This is a genomic window from Methylophaga sp. (assembly GCF_009711715.1).
Lineage (GTDB): Bacteria > Pseudomonadota > Gammaproteobacteria > Nitrosococcales > Methylophagaceae > Methylophaga.
Genome location: NZ_VENF01000015.1, coordinates 76,051 through 96,815, shown reverse-complemented (window position 1 = coordinate 96,815; position 20,765 = coordinate 76,051). Strand labels below are relative to the sequence as shown.

Here is a 20,765-nt window from a genome sequence, read left to right as displayed (position 1 = left end):
GGCTGCCGGGTTTGCTCAACAGCACCCTGTTTGAACTCGGGGCTGTATTTTCTTCTCTTTGACATAAACACTCCTTTTGCCCATTATCAGGCTTCTTTGAAGTGTCCGCAAAATCGGGGTAGAACCCCACCGAATATAGACAAATTGATTTCAAGCGCTTTTAGATCGGGCTGTTGTGATTTAGATTGCTTCAGCAGTGCAACCTGCTCATGAGCACCACTTAGGTCCCCCTTTCTAAATAGAGACCAAGCCCAGTGAGCCTGCAATCCCTCGCTTCTCTTAACGAGATCCTTCTTATCTGACAGAAATTGATGAAGCTCAGAAAATTTTCCAAGTGATGAGGCGGCATTACAAACTCTGATAGCATCAGATTCCTGGCCAGTGCGATCAAAGAGCTCCTTACAATATGAGTAGTATCTATCCCCAAGGTTTTCTCTTTCCAGTAAAATAACCAAATGAGAAAGATCATTGGTAGCTTTACTTTGTTGATATTGGCTTATGGCTAATGCAACTGGGTCTTTACCCTTGGCTGACTCAATGATATTTTGCAGATTCCTTACTTCAGCATCAGGTGCCCCCGAGCCTCCCATCTTTTGTAGGAGCCGTTCTGCATCATCCACCAACCCTGATCGCGCCAATGCCTCTATTTCAAGCATCTTAATGGCAATGGAATTAACGGCTCTCTCCATTTGAGCTCTGTGGCGAACGATATACTCCACCACTGCTGAGGCTGGTTTTTTTGTCTGTGCCAATACAAACCGGGCCAAACCAAGAATTGAATTATTCTCACGGCTTAACGCTGTCTGTCTATTTACCTCCTTTTCAATGGACTCAAAATCGATATCGATTCCAAAAGCAAATGCCAGTGGCAAATACTCAAGCGTTTTTTGAGTGTAACTAACGAAGTAGCTCTGAAGTTCTACCTTTGCCAGTTCATGTGTTTCACTGTTTCTAAGCTCTAACCACAGCACATATTTATCCGCGATATTCGCTACATCTTCAGCACCGATATGTCTTGCCAGACCCGAACAAATTTTAAACAGCTCGACAGAGCGATTTCTAAGCGCTATTGATTCAGAATCATCTGCTAGTGGAAACAGATCTGATGCAAAAGGAATATTAGTCAAGACACTCTCACGAAGCTCAACAGCCTTAATTGCATTTACCAAATAGGTAAAAGCAGAAAGCTGAGCCAGTGCTGGCGACATAGAGAAGGATTCATTGCTTAGTGTCTCCACAATATCTAAAGCCTTTTCCCATTGATGCTCTGACAGCAATGCAGAAACTAAAGCGACCTTTCCATCATTATCTAAAGATTGAGCACTTAATTCTGCCATTTCGAACCAGCCCAAAGCAGCTTTGCTTCCCTCAACTGTTCTTTTAATCATAAAGAAGGCTGCATAACTTGACGGACTACTTACCTTAAGCAAACCAGCAGCTACATCTACATTGTTTGCTCCAACCGCATCAATAAATGCCTGAGCTATCTCGGCCTCATCCGTTGGGCATAGCTTTTTAGAAATTGATAACCAGTTTTCCGCTTGCTCACCCCTTTCCCCTACGCATAGGTATCTTGCAAGTAGCGCTAGCGCCCTAGCTTTTGCTTGAGGAGCACCACCAGACAATTCACCATTAATAATGCTTTCTGCTAAAGCGGTCGCCTTATCTTCCTTGGGAAACGAACCAAAAAATCGCAGCAAGGTAATTTCGTGAGAAAGTTTTTCTATTTTTTCATCTTGAAGGTGTTGAGCGGTAAAACCGGCACTCTTCATTCGTGTTGTTATTTCAATAGCTACTTGCGACGGGAGTTCACTTAATTGATTGGGTAGCTTACTATTTTTCTTTAGCCATACATCAAGGAAATAAACAAGAACACATAAAGCTATAAGGGACGCTCCCAAAGGGTAATTTGGCTGCGCAAGAGGAAATTTATAATCGGGGAGAAAATTCTGGTGGACTAATATCCAGTTCGCAATATCAATCCATAGTGGAACACTAAGCGACGCTAAACCTACCGTCATTGATGGCCAAATAATATACTTCGCTAATGAGGGCTTCCAATGTGTCTTCAGAAAATCTAGCACATCGCGAATTGCTTCATTTAGATCAAATTTCATTAAACTCTCCCTGAAGATGGAATGTCCTTATCAACTAGCATCGAAGATAGGCCATGACTACAGGAGGTTGTTAGGGTCTACCCAGATAAGTCATCGACTAACCTGCATCATGGCCATGAATGCTCATCCATATCTTCCGAAATGATACATTTAGAATGTATACTTGGGGGGGAAGCAGATCTTAAAAAAGTCTTGAGTAATCAAGAAATAACACGCCATGATGCGCAAGTGAGATCTCTCCCGGACGCGGATGACTGCCACCGCCGACCAGTGCCGCAGCCGATGCAGTGTGATGTGGTGCCCGGAAAGGCCGCTTTTGCCACTGGCCAACATCAAAACCTTTATTTGCGATGGAGTGCACCGTCGCCGTCTCAACCGCTTCCTGCTCGCTCATTTCAGTCAGAATGCCCGGCAAGCGGCTTGCCAGCATGGTTTTACCGGTACCCGGCGGTCCTGAAAACAACAAGCTGTGGCTGCCGGCGGCAGCGATCTCCAAAGCCCTTCTAGCGTGGCTCTGACCGCGAACATCAATCAGGTCCGGATAGTCGGGTATGACTTCACGGGTGTCTGTCTGGCTGATAGTCAACAGCTGCTGGCCATGCAGATGGGCACAGACGGCAAGCAAGCTGTCGGCACCAAAGCTTCTGCCCTGTTCTACCAGCCCGGCTTCTGCCGCATTACCGACCGGTAGAATCAGAGCATGGTCGGCTTTCGCCGCAGCCAGCGCGGTCGGTAACACGCCATGCACCGGCCGGCATTCACCGGTCAACCCCAGTTCGCCAATAAATTCCTTGTCTTCCAGCGCTTTCACGGGAATTTGACCTGAAGCTGCCAGAATGCCAAGGGCTCTATAGGCAAATCAAAACGGCCGCCCTCTTTAGGCAGATCAGCGGGAGCCAGGTTAATTGTGATGCGTTGCTGCGGAAAATTGAACTGCGAATTCAGCAGGGCACTGCGGACACGATCTTTGCTTTCTTTCACCGCTGTTTCCGGCATACCCACAATCGACAAGCTGGGCAAGCCATTGGAAAGGTGGACTTCCACTGTCACAGCCTGAGCTTTGACGCCGGTCACGGCCCGGCTTTTTACCATTGCAATACTCATTCACCATCCTTGGGAAATTCGATTAGCTTATTCTAACTGATATGTCTTTTCCGATGTAGTGAACCATCCCGAATAAGGGCTGAAGTCAACATGGCTTGTCTTAGTGAATTTTTATATACAACATGCTTGTGTTAGTTTCTATAGCGCACAACCCATCTGAATCAATAATGGAGATATCATGGACAAGCCCGGCTTGAGGACTTTATTGTTTTTAATTTCAAGCACTTTAACCAGTCCCCTTCTCGCAGACCAGATCACTCTTGATGACGGCAGTCTGCTCAAAGGCACCATCAAAGAAGTCGCAAACGGTCAGCTTATTATCAATACCGCGTTTGCCGATGACGTCACGATTGATTACAGCCGCATCAGCAGCATTTCAACAGACAGTAAATATGTCGTCGAACTGAACAGCCGCGACCGCATCGTTGGTCAATTGACTGTGGATCAGAACGGTCAGCATAAAATGACCAATACCGCCTTCGGTACCGTCAATGTTGACCCGACTAATATCCGCAGTGTCTGGGCTACTGATGCCGCCAAACCTCAGGTAGCTGCAGTGGAAGCGGAATATCAGCAGGAAATTGCTGACATCAAGGCCTCCAAAGAACAGGAAGTGGCTGAACTCAAAGCGTCCTACGAACAGGCCATGACAGCGATTCGTGAAGATCGTGACCGCCTTCGGGACCCATGGAGCGGCAGCCTGGCACTGGGTGCGACCGGGTCATCCGGTAATACCCAACGTTTCGGGGCTCACGCCCGCGGTGATCTGCATCGGGAAACCGATATGGAACGCATGGATCTCTACTTTGCCTTCAACTTTCAGAAAGAAGATGGCGAACAAACCGTCAACGAGAAACTGGCCGGACTGTCTCTGGAACGTGATATTAGTGAGATGTGGTTTGTCCGTGGTGCGATGGATTTCGAAATCGATGACTTCGAAGAACTGGACCTGCGCGCAATTGCCACGGCCAGTATAGGCCGTTTCTTTATCCGGGAAGAAGATTTGAAATTCAAAGGCTTTGCCGGTCTCGGTTATCGTTATGAAGGGTACTCAGATGGCACTACCGAAAAAGATCCGACCGGGGTGCTCGGTTACGCCGTCGACTATCGGATGAACAGCCACCTGAAACTGTTCCACGACTTCACCTACTACCCTTCATTCAGCAGCCCGGGTCAAAACTACCTGGCCGTCACCAACCTGGGGGGTGAAATGCCGCTGGCTCAGGACAACTGGAAGCTGCGTGCCAGTGTCCGCTCTCAGTACAACAGTCAACCGGCACCGGATGCTGAAACAACCGACACAACCTATCTGATGGATCTGGTCTATGACTGGGAATAAGCAAAAACACGCTTCAGAAAAGGCGCCTGCGGGCGCCTTTTTTGTTTGTGACACTTTTGCGTGAACTGTCTGCATTCAGACCTGTCTTTTGTGCACAGGCAGTTTTGAAGCCCGCCGGTTTCAGGGTATCCTGCCTCCTCTGATTTTGACCTGAAAGGACATCCACATTGATGAAACAATTTGCTCTGCTCTTTGCTCTCCTTATGCCCCTGTTGCTCACCGCCTGCGGCAGTGATGATTTCCAGGGCAGATATGTCGCGACCGATGGCATCACCAGTTATGAATTCCTGCCTGAAGGCAAACTGATCATTCTCGATGGAGATAAGGTCACCAGCGCGCAGTATGACTATGACAGCAGCGACCAAATCATCACACTGGAATCTGAACAGGAACTGCGTAGCGATACGCTGGCAGTCAACGAGGACGGCAACCTCAGCTTTGATGACACCACGCTCGTTAAAAGTGTCGATTATCAGATGCTGGAAAACTCAACCTGGATTGGTCACCAGGGGCAATCCACATTCGCACTGACTTTCACCAAAACGGAAGAAGGCATGGAAACCTATTCCCAGCTCGTCACTTATTATGATGACGATATGACCTATGTCTATCAGACCGATGACAGCATTACTCGACTGGCCGGCGACAAGCTGTTGCTGGACCGGACACAGTACCGCGTGTCGGATGTGACTGAAGACAGCCTGACACTCTCCATAGGCAGCAACAGCATGCAGCTCAAGAAGTATCCGAAAGGTACCGAAATTGAGTTCCGTGAGGGATACCAGTCAGAAGACGACATTCCCAGGTAAGAAAACATCAGGCAATAAAAAAGGCGCTTAAAGCGCCTTTTTTGTCTCTGAATACAGACTTTGCTTAATCCAGATAGGTGCAGCAGTAATCCACCAGCTCGGTGATTTTGATATCAAACGATGAATTCGCCGGCACATTGAAAGACTCGCCGCCTTTGACCTGATGCCATTCCGTCGTGTCTTTGAGGCGATAACTCAAAGCACCTGCCATGATTTCCATCAGCTCGGCTTTCTCAGTGCCGAAGGTGTAATCACCAGGCATCATAATGCCCAGCGTTTTATAGCTGCCATCGGCAAATGTCACTTTGCGGCTGGTCACCTTGCCATCAAAATAAACGTTCGCTTCACGGGTGACCGTGACATTGGTAAATTCGGACATAAAAATTCTCTTCAGTAGTTAATTATCTTTGTTCGCTTCCATCTCAGCCACCCGTTTTTCCAGCGCTTCGAGCTTTTCACGGGTGCGGTGCAGAACCTGAGTTTGCACATCATATTCTTCGCGGGTCACCAAATCCAGCTTGTTGAAAGTGGCAGTCAAAGCAGAACGGATATTCTTTTCGGCATCGGCCTGCATCTGTACCAGACCGGGCGGCAAGGCATTGGTAATGCTGTTGACGACTTCCTCAATTTTTTTCGTGTCGATCATAAGAATTCCTTCGGATTGATAAGCGCTAGCTCTCATTCTACGGCAATTTAGCAGCGACTCAATTGAAGATTTCTTACAGCAGGCTAAGACCATGCATATAAACCACAAGACAGCCTGACCAGCATTCACCAGGCCAGAGAAATGAATTTTCTCGTGCTGGGTATGTCCAGACTTTCAATTGGCAATGTAAAGGATGCAGCATGTCTGATTCAGCGCCCCACATTCCGAGAGACAAGACCTTTGACAGCACTTATGACTTGTTTCAGGAAGGCTACGATTTTATCCGTAATCATTGTTGGCAGTTGGGTACGGATGTGTTTCAAACACGCATCCAGTTAAAACCGACGATCTGCATGATGGGGCGGGAAGCTTCGCTCCTCTTTTATGACGAGCAGAAATTCAAGCGCAGTGGGGCCGCACCCAAAAGAGTGATGAAAACCCTGTTTGGCCAACAAGGCGTTCAGGGACTGGACGGTCAGGCGCATCGACACCGCAAGGCCATGTTCATGGCGCTGATGAATGAACAGTCATTGGAAGCACTGCTCCGAATCACCGAAGCTTCATGGCTGTCAGCCATCAATGACTGGCAACAGCACAACAAGCCCGTCATATTGAAAGATGCTGTAGCCGACATACTGACCCAATCCGTTTGTCAGTGGGCCGGTGTACCGCTTGAGCCCGATGAAATAAGGCATCGCAGCCAACAATTTCTGTTGATGATCGAAGCTGCCGGACAGATTGGCCTGCCTCACTGGCAAGGACGACAGGCCAGACGTTCAATGGAAAAATGGTGCCGACAACTGATTCAGCAAACACGTCATGGCAGCTTACCGGTCAGTGACAACACCGCATTATTTCAAATCGCTCATCATCGAGAGCTTGATGACAGTGTGCTTCCAGAACAAATCGCCGCCGTCGAACTGCTGAATGTTCTGCGTCCAACCGTGGCGATTACTTATTATGTGGTCTTAACAGCACTGGCTTTACATCAATTTCCTCATGAAGCACAACGACTGGGCGACGCCGAATCACGATACCGTTTTGTGCAGGAAGTACGTCGTTTTTACCCTTTCTTCCCTGCCACTATGGCTCAAGTCAGACAAACTTTTGAATGGCAGGGCTATCGGTTCGAGGAAGGTCACAGAGTCATGCTGGATCTATACGGTACCAATCATGATGAGCGGCTATGGCAGAATCCTGAACAGTTCTGGCCTGATCGATTTCTTGATTACAAACCGGATACCTTCAGCCTTATCCCTCAGGGCGGTGGCGATTATTGGCAAAACCACCGCTGTGCCGGAGAGTGGTTCACCGTGTCCATAATGGCGTTAATGACGAAGCTGCTGACCACAACAATAGATTATGATGTTCCAGGCCAGAATCTGCTTCTGGCTCATAATAAAATGCCGGCCATACCTGAGAGCGGGTTTATCATTTCTCAGATCACCTTACTCGCCACAGTGACCATCGCTGAAGCATAGTGAGAACAGGTTTCACTACACTGTCCGGCTTAAATTTCTCTAACCGTCTTACTGATACAGCCTTCATCAAATCATGAAAGCCGGAACCCGGCGCAAATCAAGTTTGTCATCAACAGGGAGCCTAGCTAGACTAAAAGAAACTTTAATTCACAACGGAATGAATCATGAGCACAGCGACTATCTGGACTATTTTTGCACTCGGCGTGATTCTCGCCGCCCTGATCGGCTTCGCCATCGGTCGCCGTCAGGCACCAGGTGGTAGCGCCCAACTTAAAGACCTGCAGGAAGAACACGACCAGCAACTGGCCCAGAAACAAATGGAACTGGAAGCCTACCAGCAGGAAGTCCACGAGCATTACCAAAAGACTGCGAGCCTGTTTAAAGAAATGGCCGGCTCCTACAAGGAGCTGTTTGACCACCTTTCAACCGGCTCAGATAAGCTCGGTGATTTTTCCGATCAACGCATCCTGCCGGAACGTGCCGGTGCACTGTTGGATGGCCCGGATCTGCAGCCTAAGAGTGATTTTATGAATCCTAAGGATAAAGATGAGGATTCATTGACGCGTTGAGCTAATGATGTGTGTCAGGAACCGGGTTGATAAGCAACGACCCGGTTTCTTCCACTCTCCTTCGCGCGGTATAGAGCACTGTCGGCTTCGTGAACAATTTCCCCGACAGATTTACCTCCTTCAAAGTCAGACAAGCCAATAGAAGCAGTAAAAGTTATCTCTTTGTTTTCGTATTGAACGCAAAGCTGGCTGATCTCTTTGCACACTTTTTCCAGAATCGCTAAGGCATTTTCATGCCCTGTATCTGGTAGCAATATCAGAAACTCTTCTCCGCCATAGCGACTGACGCTGTCAGAGTGTCTGAATGCCGAAGACAGGTAATCTGACAAAACTCTGAGTACCTGATCACCGGCCAAGTGGCCATAGTTGTCGTTGACCGACTTGAAGAAATCGATATCCAGCATGGCAATACTATAGGGTGTGCGATGACGGATTGAGTATGAGTGATTCTTTTCAAGAATCAATGCAATAGACTTTCGGTTAATTAACCCTGTTAATGGATCAAAAGAATGTTGCTGATTGATCAAGTTATCACGCAATGTGACTAGTGATTTCATTAACTTCTCTTGTTTGTCGGATACCAGTCGGTAGTCCTGCAAATTCACTTCGCGAGTGAGATTAAATTTCTCAACCAGATCCCTCGCCTTGTCGTGCATGCTTTGATGAATTGCCTCCAGCGTTTTGAATTCAGGATTATCTCGAATCTCATCGCTGGAATGACTGTAAAACCAACAACCCAAACCGCACTTCCTGTGGGCATCGACATCCGTGATCGTGACAGGAAAACCTTGCTTACAAAGTAAGCCTTCATGGAGTTGAGCGTACCAGGCACGATGGTTTTCGATCGCCTGTTCCATGATGTTCAACGCCATCTCGATTTCTTCTTGAGATAAGTTATTCCGGGTGACTATCTGATTAAAATCAAGCTCGCTGATCATTGTTATCTTTTGCTACTTCTTTTCATAACGCCCGGCTTTGGGGCCGGCTTGTAACCGCTAAGCGGCGGAAAGGCCGTCTCAGCCACGAAGGAGCGAAAACAGCCGATTGTTAGCTTTCACACAACGTCTTGGCTAGACCTTTCTAGCGACTATAAACACCGATTCATGGCTAATCTGCCATTCTCGTTCAATAGCAAAACCAGATGTCATTAATTTGGAAATAAGATCACACTTTGTAATCCGGCTGACGTAAGGAGCCAAACCAATTAACTGCATACCGGAGATCAACCATCGAAAAGCGAAATTAATTTCTGCTATTAATGATGTACTGGAAACAAATACACCATCTTTTCTTAAAATTTGATTAACTCTAGTAATCGCGCCATCTACATCCTCCAAAAGATGTAATACATTTAGGCCCAAAACTGCGTCGAAGCTCTCATTTTGGAAATTTAAGCTGTCTAATGTTCCCTGCTCAAAAGCAATGTTCTTTACGCCAGCTTCGACCGCCTTTCTCTTAGCCGCTTCTATCATCTTGTCAGATATATCAGTAGCAATAACATGTTTCACATGAGGGGCATGAAAGATTGCAGTGGCGCCACTGCCACAGCCAAACTCTAGCACCTTCGAATCTGACCTTAGAAACTCTCGGGTAATTGCCAGTTTCTTTTGATACGTGGCCTCATCTTTAAGAGGGCTTTTGATATATTTTTCTGCAGTTTTGTCCCAAAACTCTTTTGAATCTTTCATCGCTCATGTATCCCAGTACTGCCCCAAAAAGCTAACGTCCGGCTCAAGCGCCGGCTTGGAGGCGCGAAGCGGCGGAAAATCGGTCGCTTTGTAGCCGTTGGTTATGTCCTGTGCCCGATTTCTGATACAGCACTCCATAGGCGAATTTTCTTCAACTGATCCTTGAGGGCATCTTCCGCAATCTCAGTGTCGCAGGCAGCCTACTCGCAACCAATAGCCATTCCACAAACAAAAAAAGCGACAAAATCGCAAGTCCGTGTCTGCGGTTATCGAACGCTCTCCTTAACATTCAGCACGTCGCCGTTTCAGCCGGTACATGTTGTCATCAGCATGGTTCAACAGGGTGTCGGCGTCCTCTCCGTCCGCTGGATAACAGGCTACGCCGATACTGCAAGACGGCGTTTTGATATTGCCGAATCCGGCACCCAGGGGCGCGGTCACGGCTGCGATGATTTGCTCGACCTTCTGGGAAACGTCATCCGCTGACTGGATGTCCGTCAACAGCACAGTGAATTCATCGCCACCCATCCGGGCCACCGTGTCCGTCTCTCGAACGCAGCCTTCCAGCCGTCCGGCAATCATACAGAGCACCCGATCACCCATAGCATGTCCATGGGTATCATTGATGTGCTTGAAGTCATTGATATCCAGAAACAGCAAAGCCAGGCAGCTCTCGTGGCGATGGGCTGCGCGCATGGCCAATTCGAGTCGATCATGGAACAACGATCGGTTGATAAGCCCTGTCAATGGATCGTGATGGGCGAGGAAACGCAGTTTCTCCTCGGCCTCCCTCAGTGCCGTCACATCCCGCGCTACACCGATCCGCACACCGTCCTCTTCCGATAAACGGGCAGACCAGAGGACGTATACAATAGTGCCGTCCCTGTGGATGTAGCGGTTACAGAAGTCGTTGTGGGGCTGACCGTTCATAACTCGGACAATTGACGCTCGCGTGGCCTCCAGGTCATCTGGATGCACATAGTCGGTGATCGGCGTGCCCGTCAACTCATCGGCACGATATCCGAGCAGTGCCTCACACGCATCGCTCACATAGACGATCTGGTCGTCCTGATCGACTACAAAGACAGCGTCCAGCAACAAATTGGTCAGCTTGGGGTAAAGCGCTTTCAGATCAACGGGCATAGTTCAGGGAGACTTGGTGATTCATACAGGTCAAGTATAGTCCAGCGGGTCCAACAGGTTGTCGAAAAACCGTCTGTGTGGCCGGGCCTTCACGGGAAAACATCGGTACACGCAACTCTCCGGGAGACCGCTCCTTTCTTTGGCGCTTTCTGTTTCTTGGAGGGGGGAGGCCTCTTCATATAATTGCATAACAGCCTATTAATGAGGCCAACGGCCTCATAATAATATTTATTATTGGGCGGCCTTTTAATTCTATTGCCGCAACATGTGAATAAGAAGCAATTTATTGTTTTATAAGTAAAAATCAAACCGAGGCAGATACGTTAAAGAAAAAACAGGCCGTTGAGATAAAGACAACTTTATTTTTCAAACTGGTTTTTCAACCCGCTTTCCCGCTGATGTCGACTCTGAATGGTATGCCGAAGCACCTGCTCAGTTGCCAGAATACTGAGTGTTTTCCTGGCACGGGTAATGGCTGTGTAAAGTAGCTCACGATTGAGGATCGGGCTGATTTCATCGGGCAGCAGGATGCTGATGGCATCAAACTCGGAGCCCTGACTTTTGTGTACGGTCATGGCGAATACGGTTTCATGGGCCGGTATTCGGTTCAGGCTGACCCATCTCAACTCTTCGCCAAAATAGAAACAGGCTTTGAGCTGGCCGTTTTCATCTCTCAGAATCACGCCGATATCGCCATTGAATAACTGCTGACGGTAGTCATTCCGGATAATCATGATCGGTCTGCCGGGGTAATAGGTCTGGGCGGTTCGCCAGCCCCGCTGGGCAAGGAAGCGGATCATCATCCGGTTAACGGAAAAGACTGATTGCGGGCCTTGCTTGAGTGCCGCAAGGACACGGAACTCATCGAATGCCTGCAGAATATCCTGTGGTCTGGCTTCGTTTTCAACGGCATTGATAAAAGCCAGATAACCGTTTGAAACGGTATTGAGCAAACTGCGTTCATCGGGTGGCAGCCAAGTCGATTCGGGTTGTTCCAGCAGCAGACTGATAGCGTTGTCACTGTGACCGGCGTTGACCTCTGCTGCCAGTTGACCAATCAGGCTGTCTTTATCGAAACGATAGCTGTGTTGCAGGCGGACAAAGCTGTCCGTGAGTATCGAATGATGCGGTTCCGTATCAGCTTGCGTCAGCCCCAACTCCGGGAACTGGACGATGAACTCATCTGAGAAATAGCCCTGCTGGCCTTCGCTGAGGCTGGCCAGTACCGCACCGGATTCAACAGACGCCAGTTGCTGGCTGTCGCCGAGAAGAATCAGCCTGGCTTTCTGCGGTAAAGCGCGTATCAGCTTGGCCATCAGGCTGATATCAATCATCGAGGCTTCGTCGATAATCAAAACATCCAGTGGCAAGGTGCGCTCGGCGTTATAGCGACCCTGATCATTATGTTCGGTGATACCCAGCAGACGGTGCAGAGTTTTCACTTCCAGATTTTGCTCACGACTGATGGACTGTTGCAACCGGGCGGCGGCTTTGCCGGTGGGCGCTGCAAGGCCGATGCGCAGATTTTCAGACTGCCTGCTCAGACATTGCAGGATTTTCAGGACAATTGTGGTTTTGCCGGTGCCGGGGCCACCTGAAATCACGGCGATATGCCAGCTCAGCGCAATGGCAACAGCGACTTTCTGCCAGTCCACCCCTTCAACCGGATTGTGCCAATCGGCTAAATCCTTGTTGAGTTGTAAAACATCCAGTTCCTCAACCTGATGTAAACGCTGACGGATAGCCTGGGCAACATCACGTTCATCCAGCCAGTAGCGATACAAATACAGCAGACCTTCATCAGTCAGAATCAGCGGTTTGTAATCTCCGGGCTCGCCGACTGATTTGCCGGCTTTCAATGCCGACTGCCACTGTTCGATGCTGTCCGGTAGCAGATCGGCCATGGGCTGCAGGGTGTCTGGCAGATGAGTGAGATTCAGACAGACATGCCCCTGCGCCATCGCTTCGGTGAGCAAACCGGCAGTGAGACTGATAAGCGGCTGCTCCCCCTGCTCCTTACGATCAATAAAGGCCGCGAACTGACAGGCGAGTTCACTGAAGCCATGTTGTCTCAGCAGATTCAATGACTCAGTCATCCTCCACCTCGCTCATACAGTTATCGAGGGCTTCCAGCAACGCGGCAGACGGTCTGTCGTAATAGACCCCGGCCTGTTCCCAGTCAGGCTGTATGCCACGGATGAACAGGTAGTAGACTCCACCAAAATGACTTTCCGGGTCGTAGTCCGGTAATCGGATTTTGAGATAACGATGCAGCGCAAGACTGTAAATCAGGTATTGCAGCGGGTAGCCGTGCATCACCATCGCATCATCCAGTGCCGCCGGGCTGTATTGCTCTGCTTTATCGCCCAGCCAGTTGGATTTGTAGTCAGCGACATAGAAACGTTCATCGTGCTCAAACACCAGATCGATAAAGCCCTTCATAAAGCCCTGAATATCGGCAAAGCTGAGTTGTTTCAACACCCTTTCCAGTACCGGCATGTTTTTACTGAATGGTTGCAATGTACGCTTAAGACGAGTCACGGTGAGGTCATTCACTGGAAAATAGAAAGCCATTTCATCGAGGCGTTTGTCAGGATTTATCGCATCCAGTGTCAGCGCTGAGTCAGCTGAAAGTGGGGCTTTCACCACTGACTGCAGCCAGTCCATGACCACCGGCGTCCAGTCACTGTCGATGCCGTATTGAGTGAGTGTTTTATGCACCAGTTGCTGCCATTCAGCACCGGTGGTCTTAAAGTCCCAGTGTTCAAACAGGCTGTGCAGACAGGTACCGGCATTGGCACCGCGGGGAAAACCGAAACGGTCCATTCTGTGTTCAGAGGTTTGCGGCCAGTCCAGGGTGACGGTCTCGGCATCATAGTCGGGTTGTTCCACACTATGGCCGCGGGTCAGGCCACTGAAACTGCTGACCTGCCAGACTTTTTTGATCTCGGTGTTAAATTCTCTCGCCTGTAGTTGCTGGCTTTTATCTGACTGGATAATCCGCTGTGCCATGGTCATCGGTTCTGCTTTATGAACAGCGATATTGTCCGGGTATTGCGCGGTAAGCTGGTTAAGATCCTCCAGCATTGTGGCAGCATCGGCCTTGTCCTTATTGCCATGTAACAGCCTGAACATCGCGGTTTTCTGCGATTCCTTGGCAGCACCCCAGTTGATAATGCAACGTTCACGGGCCCGGGTCAGCGCTACATAAAGCAGCCGCAGATCTTCTGCTCTTTCTTCCTGCTCGACCACAGGTTCAGCGATGGAGAAACCGGGCTCACCAAAAGCGACACAGGCTTCGTTATCGTCACCACGATGGAAAGTCAGTATCGCTGGCTTCTGCGGTGGCTTGCCGTGATGCCAGAGGAAAGGACAGAACACCACCGGGTATTCCAGCCCCTTGCTGGTATGAATGGTGATGACTTTGACCAGTTGCTCGTCACTTTCCAGCCGGATTTGGGCGGCATCCTGGGTCGCAGCACTGGACTGACGCTGACCGGCAAACCAGGTCAGAATGGCTTCAATACTGCTGTTACGACGGCTGGCATAAGCCTGAATCAGCTCAGCCAGATGCATCAGATTGGTCAGTTGCCGTTCGCCATCGGGCTGCGCCAGTAAGCGACGCTGCACGTCCAGTTCGACCATTAATGAACGCAGCATGACGATAAAGCCTTTCTGCCGCCAGCGCTCATGCAGCGCCACAAACGCATCTGTCTCTGCCAGCCAGGCATTATCATTCTGCTGGAGTTCGTAAATCTGCAGTGCGGTTCTGGCAAACAGCGGTGTTGCCAGCGCGGTAGCGATCAGGCTGTCGTTACCGGGATTGGCGACTGCCATCAATACCCTTTCCAGCATCACGGCCTGTTGTGACTGAAACACATTGTCACGCGACTGCTGCACGCTGTTGACGCCGCGCAGGCGCAGAGCCTGCTGAATGGCTGAAGCCTGCGTATGACTGCGGACCAGCACGGCAATATCACCGCCGTTGAGCGGTCTGCTGTTGTCCCGTTTGTCGGTCAGCATGACCTTGCCGGCATTGGATTGAGCGATAAGCTCAACAATCTGATCGGCGGTATGTGCCGCGGCCCAGGCATGCATATCGCCCTTGTTGATCTGATCCTGCTCTGCGTCAAGCCAGACAAACTCCAGCGGGGAAGCGGACTGGCCGTCACTTATTAAAGCCGGTTTGTTTTCACGGGCTGATTTCACCGGATGGAAGGGAATCTCATCATAGATAAAAGGCTGTTCAACCCGCTCAAACAAGCTGTTAACTGCCTGCACCAAAAGCGGATACGAGCGCCAGTTGGTATCGAGGTTAAACTCCTGTTCCGAGGCGCGCTTGGCATTAAGGTAAGTGAAAATATCAGCACCCCGGAAGCTGTAAATCGCCTGCTTCGGGTCGCCGACAAAAAACACCGGATGGTCGCTGTCACTGAATATCCGATAAAAACAGTCATACTGAATCGGGTCGGTATCCTGAAACTCATCAATCAGTGCAGCCTGAAACTGCTCGCGGATCCGGGCCGCCAGTTTATCGCCCTGAGTCCCCTGCAGTCCCTGTTGCAGGTTTAATAGCAAGTCATCAAAGGCCTGCATTTTATTCTGTAGTTTGCGCTTGGGTAGTTCCTCGCAGAGATAATCAGCAAGTCTGCGGCGCAGATGCTGCAATTGCAGCTCACGGCTGGCTGTCAGCTTCTGATGCGACTCCAGAAAACGCTGGGCATGTGACCAGAATGGATGATCCGGCAGGGTTTGATTTTTCTTCAGCGCCGGTTCCAGCCGCTCGCGGGTGAAACGGTTAAGCTGTTCAAACACCTGGTCGGGCAGGCTGTCCTGGTTGAGCATTTCCACCAGTAGCTGCAGCCAGTTCTGTACCCAGTCTGAGCGATAGCTGTTGGCCTTGAGCAGATTATTGTCAGTGACAATAGCAATGACTTCGGCGCTGTAATTGAGCCAGCATTGTTTCAATGACTCAAAGTCAGTTTCAGCCTGCAAACGGGCATTGTCAGGATCGACATCAGGCAGCGGCAGATAATTGAGATAGGGTTTTCCCGGCAGATTACCCACTGCGCTTAACAGGGTTTCCGGGCTTTGTTTCTGCCGCAGCAGATAATGGGCGAACGCTGGATCAGCCGTACTGACCTCACGCCGCCAGAAGTCATCGACGACGGCCTGTTTAATGGCTTCTTCATCGGTCACCATTTCCATATCAAAGAAGTGGCCGCTCTCGAAAGCAAAGTCCTGCAGCGCACGCTGACAGAAGCCATGGATGGTGTAGATCGCCGCTTCATCAAAACTCTGGATCGCCAGTTTCAGCCGTTTCAGCGCTTTGGGATCAGCCGCTTCATCCTGGCTGAGCTTGAGCCGTTCATCGACTAACCGCTGACGCAGTCTGCCACGCAACTCTTCGGTAGCGGCGCGGGTATAGGTCACCACCAGAATCTGGCTGACTTCCAGTTGCTTTTCAATCACCAGCCGGCAATAGAGTTCAGCCAGAGTGAAGGTTTTACCGGTACCGGCACTGGCCTCAATCAGGTTGACGCCCTGCAGGGCAACTTTATCAGCCGAAAAAAGCGTCACAGCTTGCCTCCTTCCAGATGCTGCAGGATGTCCTGATAGACCTGCTGGGCCACTTCGCCAAACTCCTCGTCAATCGGTGGTTCACGATAGAGCAACTGATAATAGGGATCATCCTGTTCCGCCATGGCCCGGTTACTGTCCGGCGCCCAGGTTTTGAGGGCACGCAGGAAGGCATCTTCCGGTTTTTTGCCTTCTGTGGCTTTGAAGTATTCCAGGCTGGTTTTATCAAAGAATTTGAGTGGCTGATGGCAACCCTGCCAGTAAAGCTTGAGCAGACCAGCCATAATCTGCGTGGCGCCAGTGACCGGCAGGAACAGCATTTCCGCATCTTCGGTAATCAGCCGGGTTTCCAGAACCACCGCTTCCGGCCGCAGGATATTGAGCAGCAGATGGTCAATCCAGGCGGCGATAATATCCCGGCCTTTTTTCTTGGCAAGCCGGTAACGCAATAGGCCCTGCGGGCTGATATTGTCGAGCTGACCACCGAAGTAAAAGCCGTCGATATGGATTTCCACCGGCATGGCAAACTGTTCACCCAGAGGCAGATGGGTTTCCAGCTTGTCGACAAAGTCATTCACCTTGCTGGCTTCCTGCTCATACCAGGCTTCACCGACATAACCCTGCGGCAGCATACCGGTGGCATCAATCACCGGCTTCAGGCCCTCATCACTGCGCTGGCTGAGCTGGGCATCAAGCAGCAACTGACGTAACTGCCAGCTTTCCAGGCCATCCAGCTGGAAGGGTTCGCGACTTTCCAGTTCCGTTTCATCCAGTTCCAGCCGGACACCGAGTCGTTCACGTATTAAAAAGCGGGCGGGATGGGCAAAAAAGCGTGCCAGTTGTGAACCGGTCAGTTCACGCCAGCTGTCATCCGCTTCCGGCAACGGCGCATCAAACCAGTCCTGATGATCCTGTTCAGTCTCATCCGGACATTGCGAATGGTTAAAGCTAAACAGCTTGGGGTTACTGCCATCAAAATAGCGGCGGCTGAATGGCTGCAGCGGGTGCTCGGTTTTAATCTGGTTCAGGATGTCATCACCATTTACTGTCTCAAAGCGCTCGGTCAGTAAGTCCTGCAAATCACTGACCAGCACCGAGGGCGGAATTTCGCTGTTATCGACGATGCTGGCACCGACATAACTAATGTAAAGCTGGCGCCTGGCTGACAATAAAGCTTCCAGAAACAGGTAACGGTCATCCTCCCGCCGGGAACGGTCGCCCTCCCGGTGATCATGCGCCAGCAGGTCGAAGCTCAATGCCAGTTGCCGACGCGGAAAGACCTCGTCATTCATTCCAATCAGGCAGACGACATCAAAGGGGATGCTACGCATCGGTACCATGCCGCAGAAAGTAATGCCGTGGCCCATGAAACGGTGGGAGCTGTCGACACTATCCAGATGGGATTGCAGCCAGCTCTGAACCAGATCAACAGCAATGTCATCGTTGAAACTGGCGTGTTCACTGCTTTCCACCAGCCTTTCCAGTTGTTTCCGGATCGCTGTCACTTCGAGTTCAAACTGGGCGTCATCAAGCCCCTCGGTATCAAAAAAAGCATCCAGACACAGATTAAGCTGAGCTTGCCAGCCTGCGATGGTCTGGCGTCTGGCTAACTGCTGCCGCCAATGATCCAGGGTATCGATAAACTGACACAGCGCGGCAACAATACGGGCCCGCTCACCACTAATACCGTCCATCGCCAACTCACCGTCAAACAGTCGCATCGGCTCACCAGGTTCAGTCAGTGGCATCGCAAAACCCAGCATCAACCGGTTGAGACCGGCACGCCAGGTATTGGCATCACTGGCCGGTAAATCGAGCTGAGTTTTGTCGTTTTTATCCAGGCCCCAGCGGGTGCGGGTTTCCTGACACCATTCACGCACCCAGACCAACGCCGCATCATCCAGCCGGAAGCGTTGCTGCACAGCCGGACATTCCAGCAAGGCCAGCACGGTTTCAACATCAAAACGTGACTGAGGCAGTTGCAGCAGGGTGAAAAAGGTATTGATGAGCTGACTTTCCTGCTGGCCGCTGCTGTCAGCAATACTGAACGGAATGCGGTGTTTTTCTTCTGCCGCGCCAAACACGGCTTCAATCCACGGCGCATAGACATCGATATCCGGCGTCATCACCACGATATCGGTCGGAGACAAATCCGGTTCGCGTTCAAACATCGCCAGCAGCTGATCATGCAGCACTTCAATTTCACGCATCGCGCTGTGACAGACATGAATCACAATCGAGTCATCCGTTTCTGCCACTGGCGTTTTGCCGCTCTGCATCAGCTCGAACATATCGGCCTGAATATCGGCAAGCATAAAACCGGTCTCAGGCTCGGCAAACACGCTCTCTTGTTCGTGCTCCGTTGCCTGCAACTGGCGGAAAAATGACTGGCCCTGCTTGCCCAGACTGGCCAGAAGGGGATGGCCGGGTTCGAACTCGGCAGCGTCAAAGTCGAACTGCAGCTGTTCTTTTTGCAGTTGCTTTTGATCGCGCAGATCGCCCCAGTAATGCTCACTCGGCGACAGGTAATACAACGTGATATCGATAAATCGTGCCAGTAATTCAAAGGTCTTAAGGTAAACCGGCGGCAAAGCTGAGATGCCAAAAATACTGAGTCTGGGTGGCAGTCCCGGTGGCTGATTATCACTGTTGTTAAGCTGCTCGTGCATTTTCTGCAGCAGATAAGCGCGGTGTTTGGGTTCCGCATCATGTTCGGTAAGCCAGAACCACAGTTTGCTCTGCCAGCTTTGGGTCTCGCCCTGCTCCCAGCGCTGAACCCAATCCGGGCGATACATCAGATACTGATCGAAGGTGTCGGCGATACGCTCGGCTAACTGGTAGCGCTTAAGTTCATCTTTGTTACCCCCCAGATAGGCCGCCACCAGTTCAAAACCGGGCTCATCGATACACCCGGGCAGCAACGCATAAATACGCCAGGCTAATGAGGATTTGGCATAGGGTGACTGCAACGGGATTTCGGGCCAGAGTTCGCGGAATAAATCCCAGATATAGGCTGACGGGAATGGGAACTGCAGATTTGCGGCGATGCCGTGCCGGTTCGCCAGAAACAAGGAAAGCCAGCGCGACAATTCATTACTTTGAACCAGAATGGTTTCACTCTGAAACGGCCCAAGCGGCGTAGCACGCTGTTGTTCGGCCAGGTGGTCAGCCAGTAAACCCATATTGTTGCTGTATACCACCTTGAGCATGCGTGCCTTTATCCCTTAAATTCTTTTGCCTTGATGCATTCTACAGTGAAACATTTGGCCTGTTCAGGCATCAATATGGTATCTACGATAACGAAGTCGGAATTGATTATGACCAAAAGCTATAAAAAAGATGACTCAGCCATAGAACAACTGGACAGCCTGCAGTACCAGGTCACCCAGCAATGCGGCACCGAACCACCGTTCAATAATGCTTTCTGGGACAATAAGGAGCCGGGGCTTTATGTCGATATCGTTTCCGGTGAACCGTTGTTTTCCTCCACCGACAAGTTTGACTCCGGCACCGGCTGGCCCAGTTTTACCCAGCCGGTTGAAACAGACAACGTCACCAGCAATGCCGATGACAGTCATGGCATGAGCCGCACCGAAGTTCGCTCACGCCATGGCGACTCGCATCTGGGCCATGTATTTCCGGATGGCCCCAGCGATCGCGGCGGAATGCGCTACTGCATCAACTCGGCCAGCCTGCGCTTTATCCCCAAAGATAAACTGGAACAGGAAGGCTACGGAGAATATCTGCCATTGTTTGAAGACAAAAAAGCCGCTACGGAAGCGGTCGCGATTCTGGCTGGCGGCTGTTACTGGGGCATGGAAGAGTTATTCCGCAAACAGCCGGGCGTGTTAAGAACCCGGGTCGGTTTTACCGGCGGCCATGTGCCGGATGTCAGCTACAGCGACGTCAAACAGGGCCACACCGGGCATGCCGAAGCATTGGAAATTGTGTATGACCCACAAAAGACCAGCTACCGGGATTTGCTGGAATTTTTCTTTATCGTGCATGATCCCACCACGAAAAACCGTCAGGGTAATGATGTCGGTGACAGCTATCGCTCAGCGATATTCTGCATGAATGAGGAACAGGCCCGAATCGCCTCAGAGGTGATTAAAGACTTTGATGCCAGCGGCAAACTGCCCGGACCGATTGTGACCGAGGTGGTCAAAGCCGGTCCCTTCTATGAAGCCGAGCCCGAACATCAGGATTATCTGCAGCACTACCCCAACGGCTATACCTGTCACTGGGTCAGAAAAGACTGGGCACTGGATAAATGAGATGGCGCCCGG

Annotated in this window: 14 protein-coding genes and 1 pseudogene; 5 read left to right on the top strand and 10 right to left on the bottom strand. The window is 50.5% G+C overall.

Going from position 1 to position 20,765, the window contains the following annotated elements:
• Positions 1-86: 86 nt before the first annotated feature.
• Together FH755_RS11845 and FH755_RS11840 are read right to left on the bottom strand one after the other, a co-directional pair.
• Positions 87-2,117, bottom strand: a complete 2,031-nt coding sequence (locus tag FH755_RS11845) for a hypothetical protein (RefSeq protein ID WP_292441327.1) — start codon at positions 2,115-2,117, stop codon at positions 87-89.
• A gap of 199 nt (positions 2,118-2,316) precedes the next feature.
• A pseudogene (locus tag FH755_RS11840) lies at positions 2,317-3,221 on the bottom strand (YifB family Mg chelatase-like AAA ATPase); the annotation flags it as partial.
• 178 nt (positions 3,222-3,399) lie between these two features.
• Between FH755_RS11840 and FH755_RS11835 the strand changes: the two are divergent.
• Both FH755_RS11835 and FH755_RS11830 read left to right on the top strand, forming a co-directional pair.
• Positions 3,400-4,560 carry a DUF481 domain-containing protein gene (locus FH755_RS11835; protein WP_292441326.1) on the top strand — a complete coding sequence of 387 codons (1,161 nt, stop codon included), beginning with the start codon at positions 3,400-3,402 and terminating at the stop codon, positions 4,558-4,560.
• A 170-nt stretch (positions 4,561-4,730) separates the two neighbouring features.
• Positions 4,731-5,369 carry a hypothetical protein gene (locus FH755_RS11830; protein WP_292441325.1) on the top strand — a complete coding sequence of 213 codons (639 nt, stop codon included), beginning with the start codon at positions 4,731-4,733 and terminating at the stop codon, positions 5,367-5,369.
• Positions 5,370-5,433: 64 nt separating this feature from the next.
• Here FH755_RS11830 and FH755_RS11825 read toward each other — a convergent pair whose 3' ends face one another.
• Complete coding sequence (locus tag FH755_RS11825; RefSeq protein WP_292441324.1) at positions 5,434-5,748, bottom strand: pyrimidine/purine nucleoside phosphorylase; 315 nt, start codon at positions 5,746-5,748, stop codon at positions 5,434-5,436.
• Between the two features lie 18 nt (positions 5,749-5,766).
• Positions 5,767-6,015, bottom strand: coding sequence for an accessory factor UbiK family protein (locus FH755_RS11820; protein ID WP_292441323.1), 249 nt, complete (start codon positions 6,013-6,015; stop codon positions 5,767-5,769).
• A gap of 200 nt (positions 6,016-6,215) precedes the next feature.
• Here FH755_RS11820 and FH755_RS11815 point away from each other — a divergent pair, with 200 nt between their 5' ends.
• Positions 6,216-7,496, top strand: a complete 1,281-nt coding sequence (locus FH755_RS11815; protein ID WP_292441322.1) for a cytochrome P450 — start codon at positions 6,216-6,218, stop codon at positions 7,494-7,496.
• Between the two features lie 164 nt (positions 7,497-7,660).
• A complete protein-coding gene (locus FH755_RS11810; RefSeq protein WP_292441321.1) occupies positions 7,661-8,065 on the top strand; it encodes a DUF1043 family protein in 405 nt (134 codons plus the stop codon).
• A 14-nt stretch (positions 8,066-8,079) separates the two neighbouring features.
• Here FH755_RS11810 and FH755_RS11805 read toward each other — a convergent pair whose 3' ends face one another.
• The 6 genes from FH755_RS11805 to recC form a co-directional block, all read right to left on the bottom strand.
• Entirely contained in the window at positions 8,080-9,003 is a 924-nt protein-coding gene (locus FH755_RS11805) for a diguanylate cyclase (RefSeq protein WP_292441320.1), read from the bottom strand.
• A gap of 132 nt (positions 9,004-9,135) precedes the next feature.
• A complete protein-coding gene (locus FH755_RS11800) occupies positions 9,136-9,753 on the bottom strand; it encodes a class I SAM-dependent methyltransferase (RefSeq protein ID WP_292441319.1) in 618 nt (205 codons plus the stop codon).
• Positions 9,754-10,035: 282 nt separating this feature from the next.
• A complete protein-coding gene (locus tag FH755_RS11795; protein WP_292441318.1) occupies positions 10,036-10,896 on the bottom strand; it encodes a sensor domain-containing diguanylate cyclase in 861 nt (286 codons plus the stop codon).
• Between the two features lie 359 nt (positions 10,897-11,255).
• Complete coding sequence (gene recD / locus FH755_RS11790) at positions 11,256-12,992, bottom strand: exodeoxyribonuclease V subunit alpha (RefSeq protein ID WP_292441317.1); 1,737 nt, start codon at positions 12,990-12,992, stop codon at positions 11,256-11,258.
• Positions 12,985-16,476 carry an exodeoxyribonuclease V subunit beta gene (recB, locus tag FH755_RS11785; RefSeq protein ID WP_292441316.1) on the bottom strand — a complete coding sequence of 1,164 codons (3,492 nt, stop codon included), beginning with the start codon at positions 16,474-16,476 and terminating at the stop codon, positions 12,985-12,987. The genes recD and recB overlap by 8 nt, the downstream gene beginning before the upstream one ends.
• A complete protein-coding gene (gene recC, locus FH755_RS11780; protein WP_292441315.1) occupies positions 16,473-19,685 on the bottom strand; it encodes an exodeoxyribonuclease V subunit gamma in 3,213 nt (1,070 codons plus the stop codon). Before recC ends, recB begins: the two co-directional genes overlap by 4 nt.
• A 108-nt stretch (positions 19,686-19,793) precedes the next feature.
• Between recC and FH755_RS11775 the strand changes: the two genes are divergently transcribed.
• The gene (locus tag FH755_RS11775; protein ID WP_292441314.1) at positions 19,794-20,753 is read left to right on the top strand and encodes a bifunctional methionine sulfoxide reductase B/A protein; all 960 of its coding nucleotides are present in this window, start codon (positions 19,794-19,796) and stop codon (positions 20,751-20,753) included.
• Positions 20,754-20,765 lie beyond the last annotated feature (12 nt).

What these genes read in the sequence shown, in the direction of transcription:
- FH755_RS11845 (WP_292441327.1), bottom strand. Translation starts at nt 2,117, where the DNA reads ATGAAATTTGATCTAAATGAAGCAATTCGCGATGTGCTAGATTTTCTG.
- FH755_RS11835 (WP_292441326.1), top strand. Translation starts at nt 3,400, where the DNA reads ATGGACAAGCCCGGCTTGAGGACTTTATTGTTTTTAATTTCAAGCACT.
- FH755_RS11830 (WP_292441325.1), top strand. Translation starts at nt 4,731, where the DNA reads ATGAAACAATTTGCTCTGCTCTTTGCTCTCCTTATGCCCCTGTTGCTC.
- FH755_RS11825 (WP_292441324.1), bottom strand. Translation starts at nt 5,748, where the DNA reads ATGTCCGAATTTACCAATGTCACGGTCACCCGTGAAGCGAACGTTTAT.
- FH755_RS11820 (WP_292441323.1), bottom strand. Translation starts at nt 6,015, where the DNA reads ATGATCGACACGAAAAAAATTGAGGAAGTCGTCAACAGCATTACCAAT.
- FH755_RS11815 (WP_292441322.1), top strand. Translation starts at nt 6,216, where the DNA reads ATGTCTGATTCAGCGCCCCACATTCCGAGAGACAAGACCTTTGACAGC.
- FH755_RS11810 (WP_292441321.1), top strand. Translation starts at nt 7,661, where the DNA reads ATGAGCACAGCGACTATCTGGACTATTTTTGCACTCGGCGTGATTCTC.
- FH755_RS11805 (WP_292441320.1), bottom strand. Translation starts at nt 9,003, where the DNA reads ATGATCAGCGAGCTTGATTTTAATCAGATAGTCACCCGGAATAACTTA.
- FH755_RS11800 (WP_292441319.1), bottom strand. Translation starts at nt 9,753, where the DNA reads ATGAAAGATTCAAAAGAGTTTTGGGACAAAACTGCAGAAAAATATATC.
- FH755_RS11795 (WP_292441318.1), bottom strand. Translation starts at nt 10,896, where the DNA reads ATGCCCGTTGATCTGAAAGCGCTTTACCCCAAGCTGACCAATTTGTTG.
- recD (WP_292441317.1), bottom strand. Translation starts at nt 12,992, where the DNA reads ATGACTGAGTCATTGAATCTGCTGAGACAACATGGCTTCAGTGAACTC.
- recC (WP_292441315.1), bottom strand. Translation starts at nt 19,685, where the DNA reads ATGCTCAAGGTGGTATACAGCAACAATATGGGTTTACTGGCTGACCAC.
- FH755_RS11775 (WP_292441314.1), top strand. Translation starts at nt 19,794, where the DNA reads ATGACCAAAAGCTATAAAAAAGATGACTCAGCCATAGAACAACTGGAC.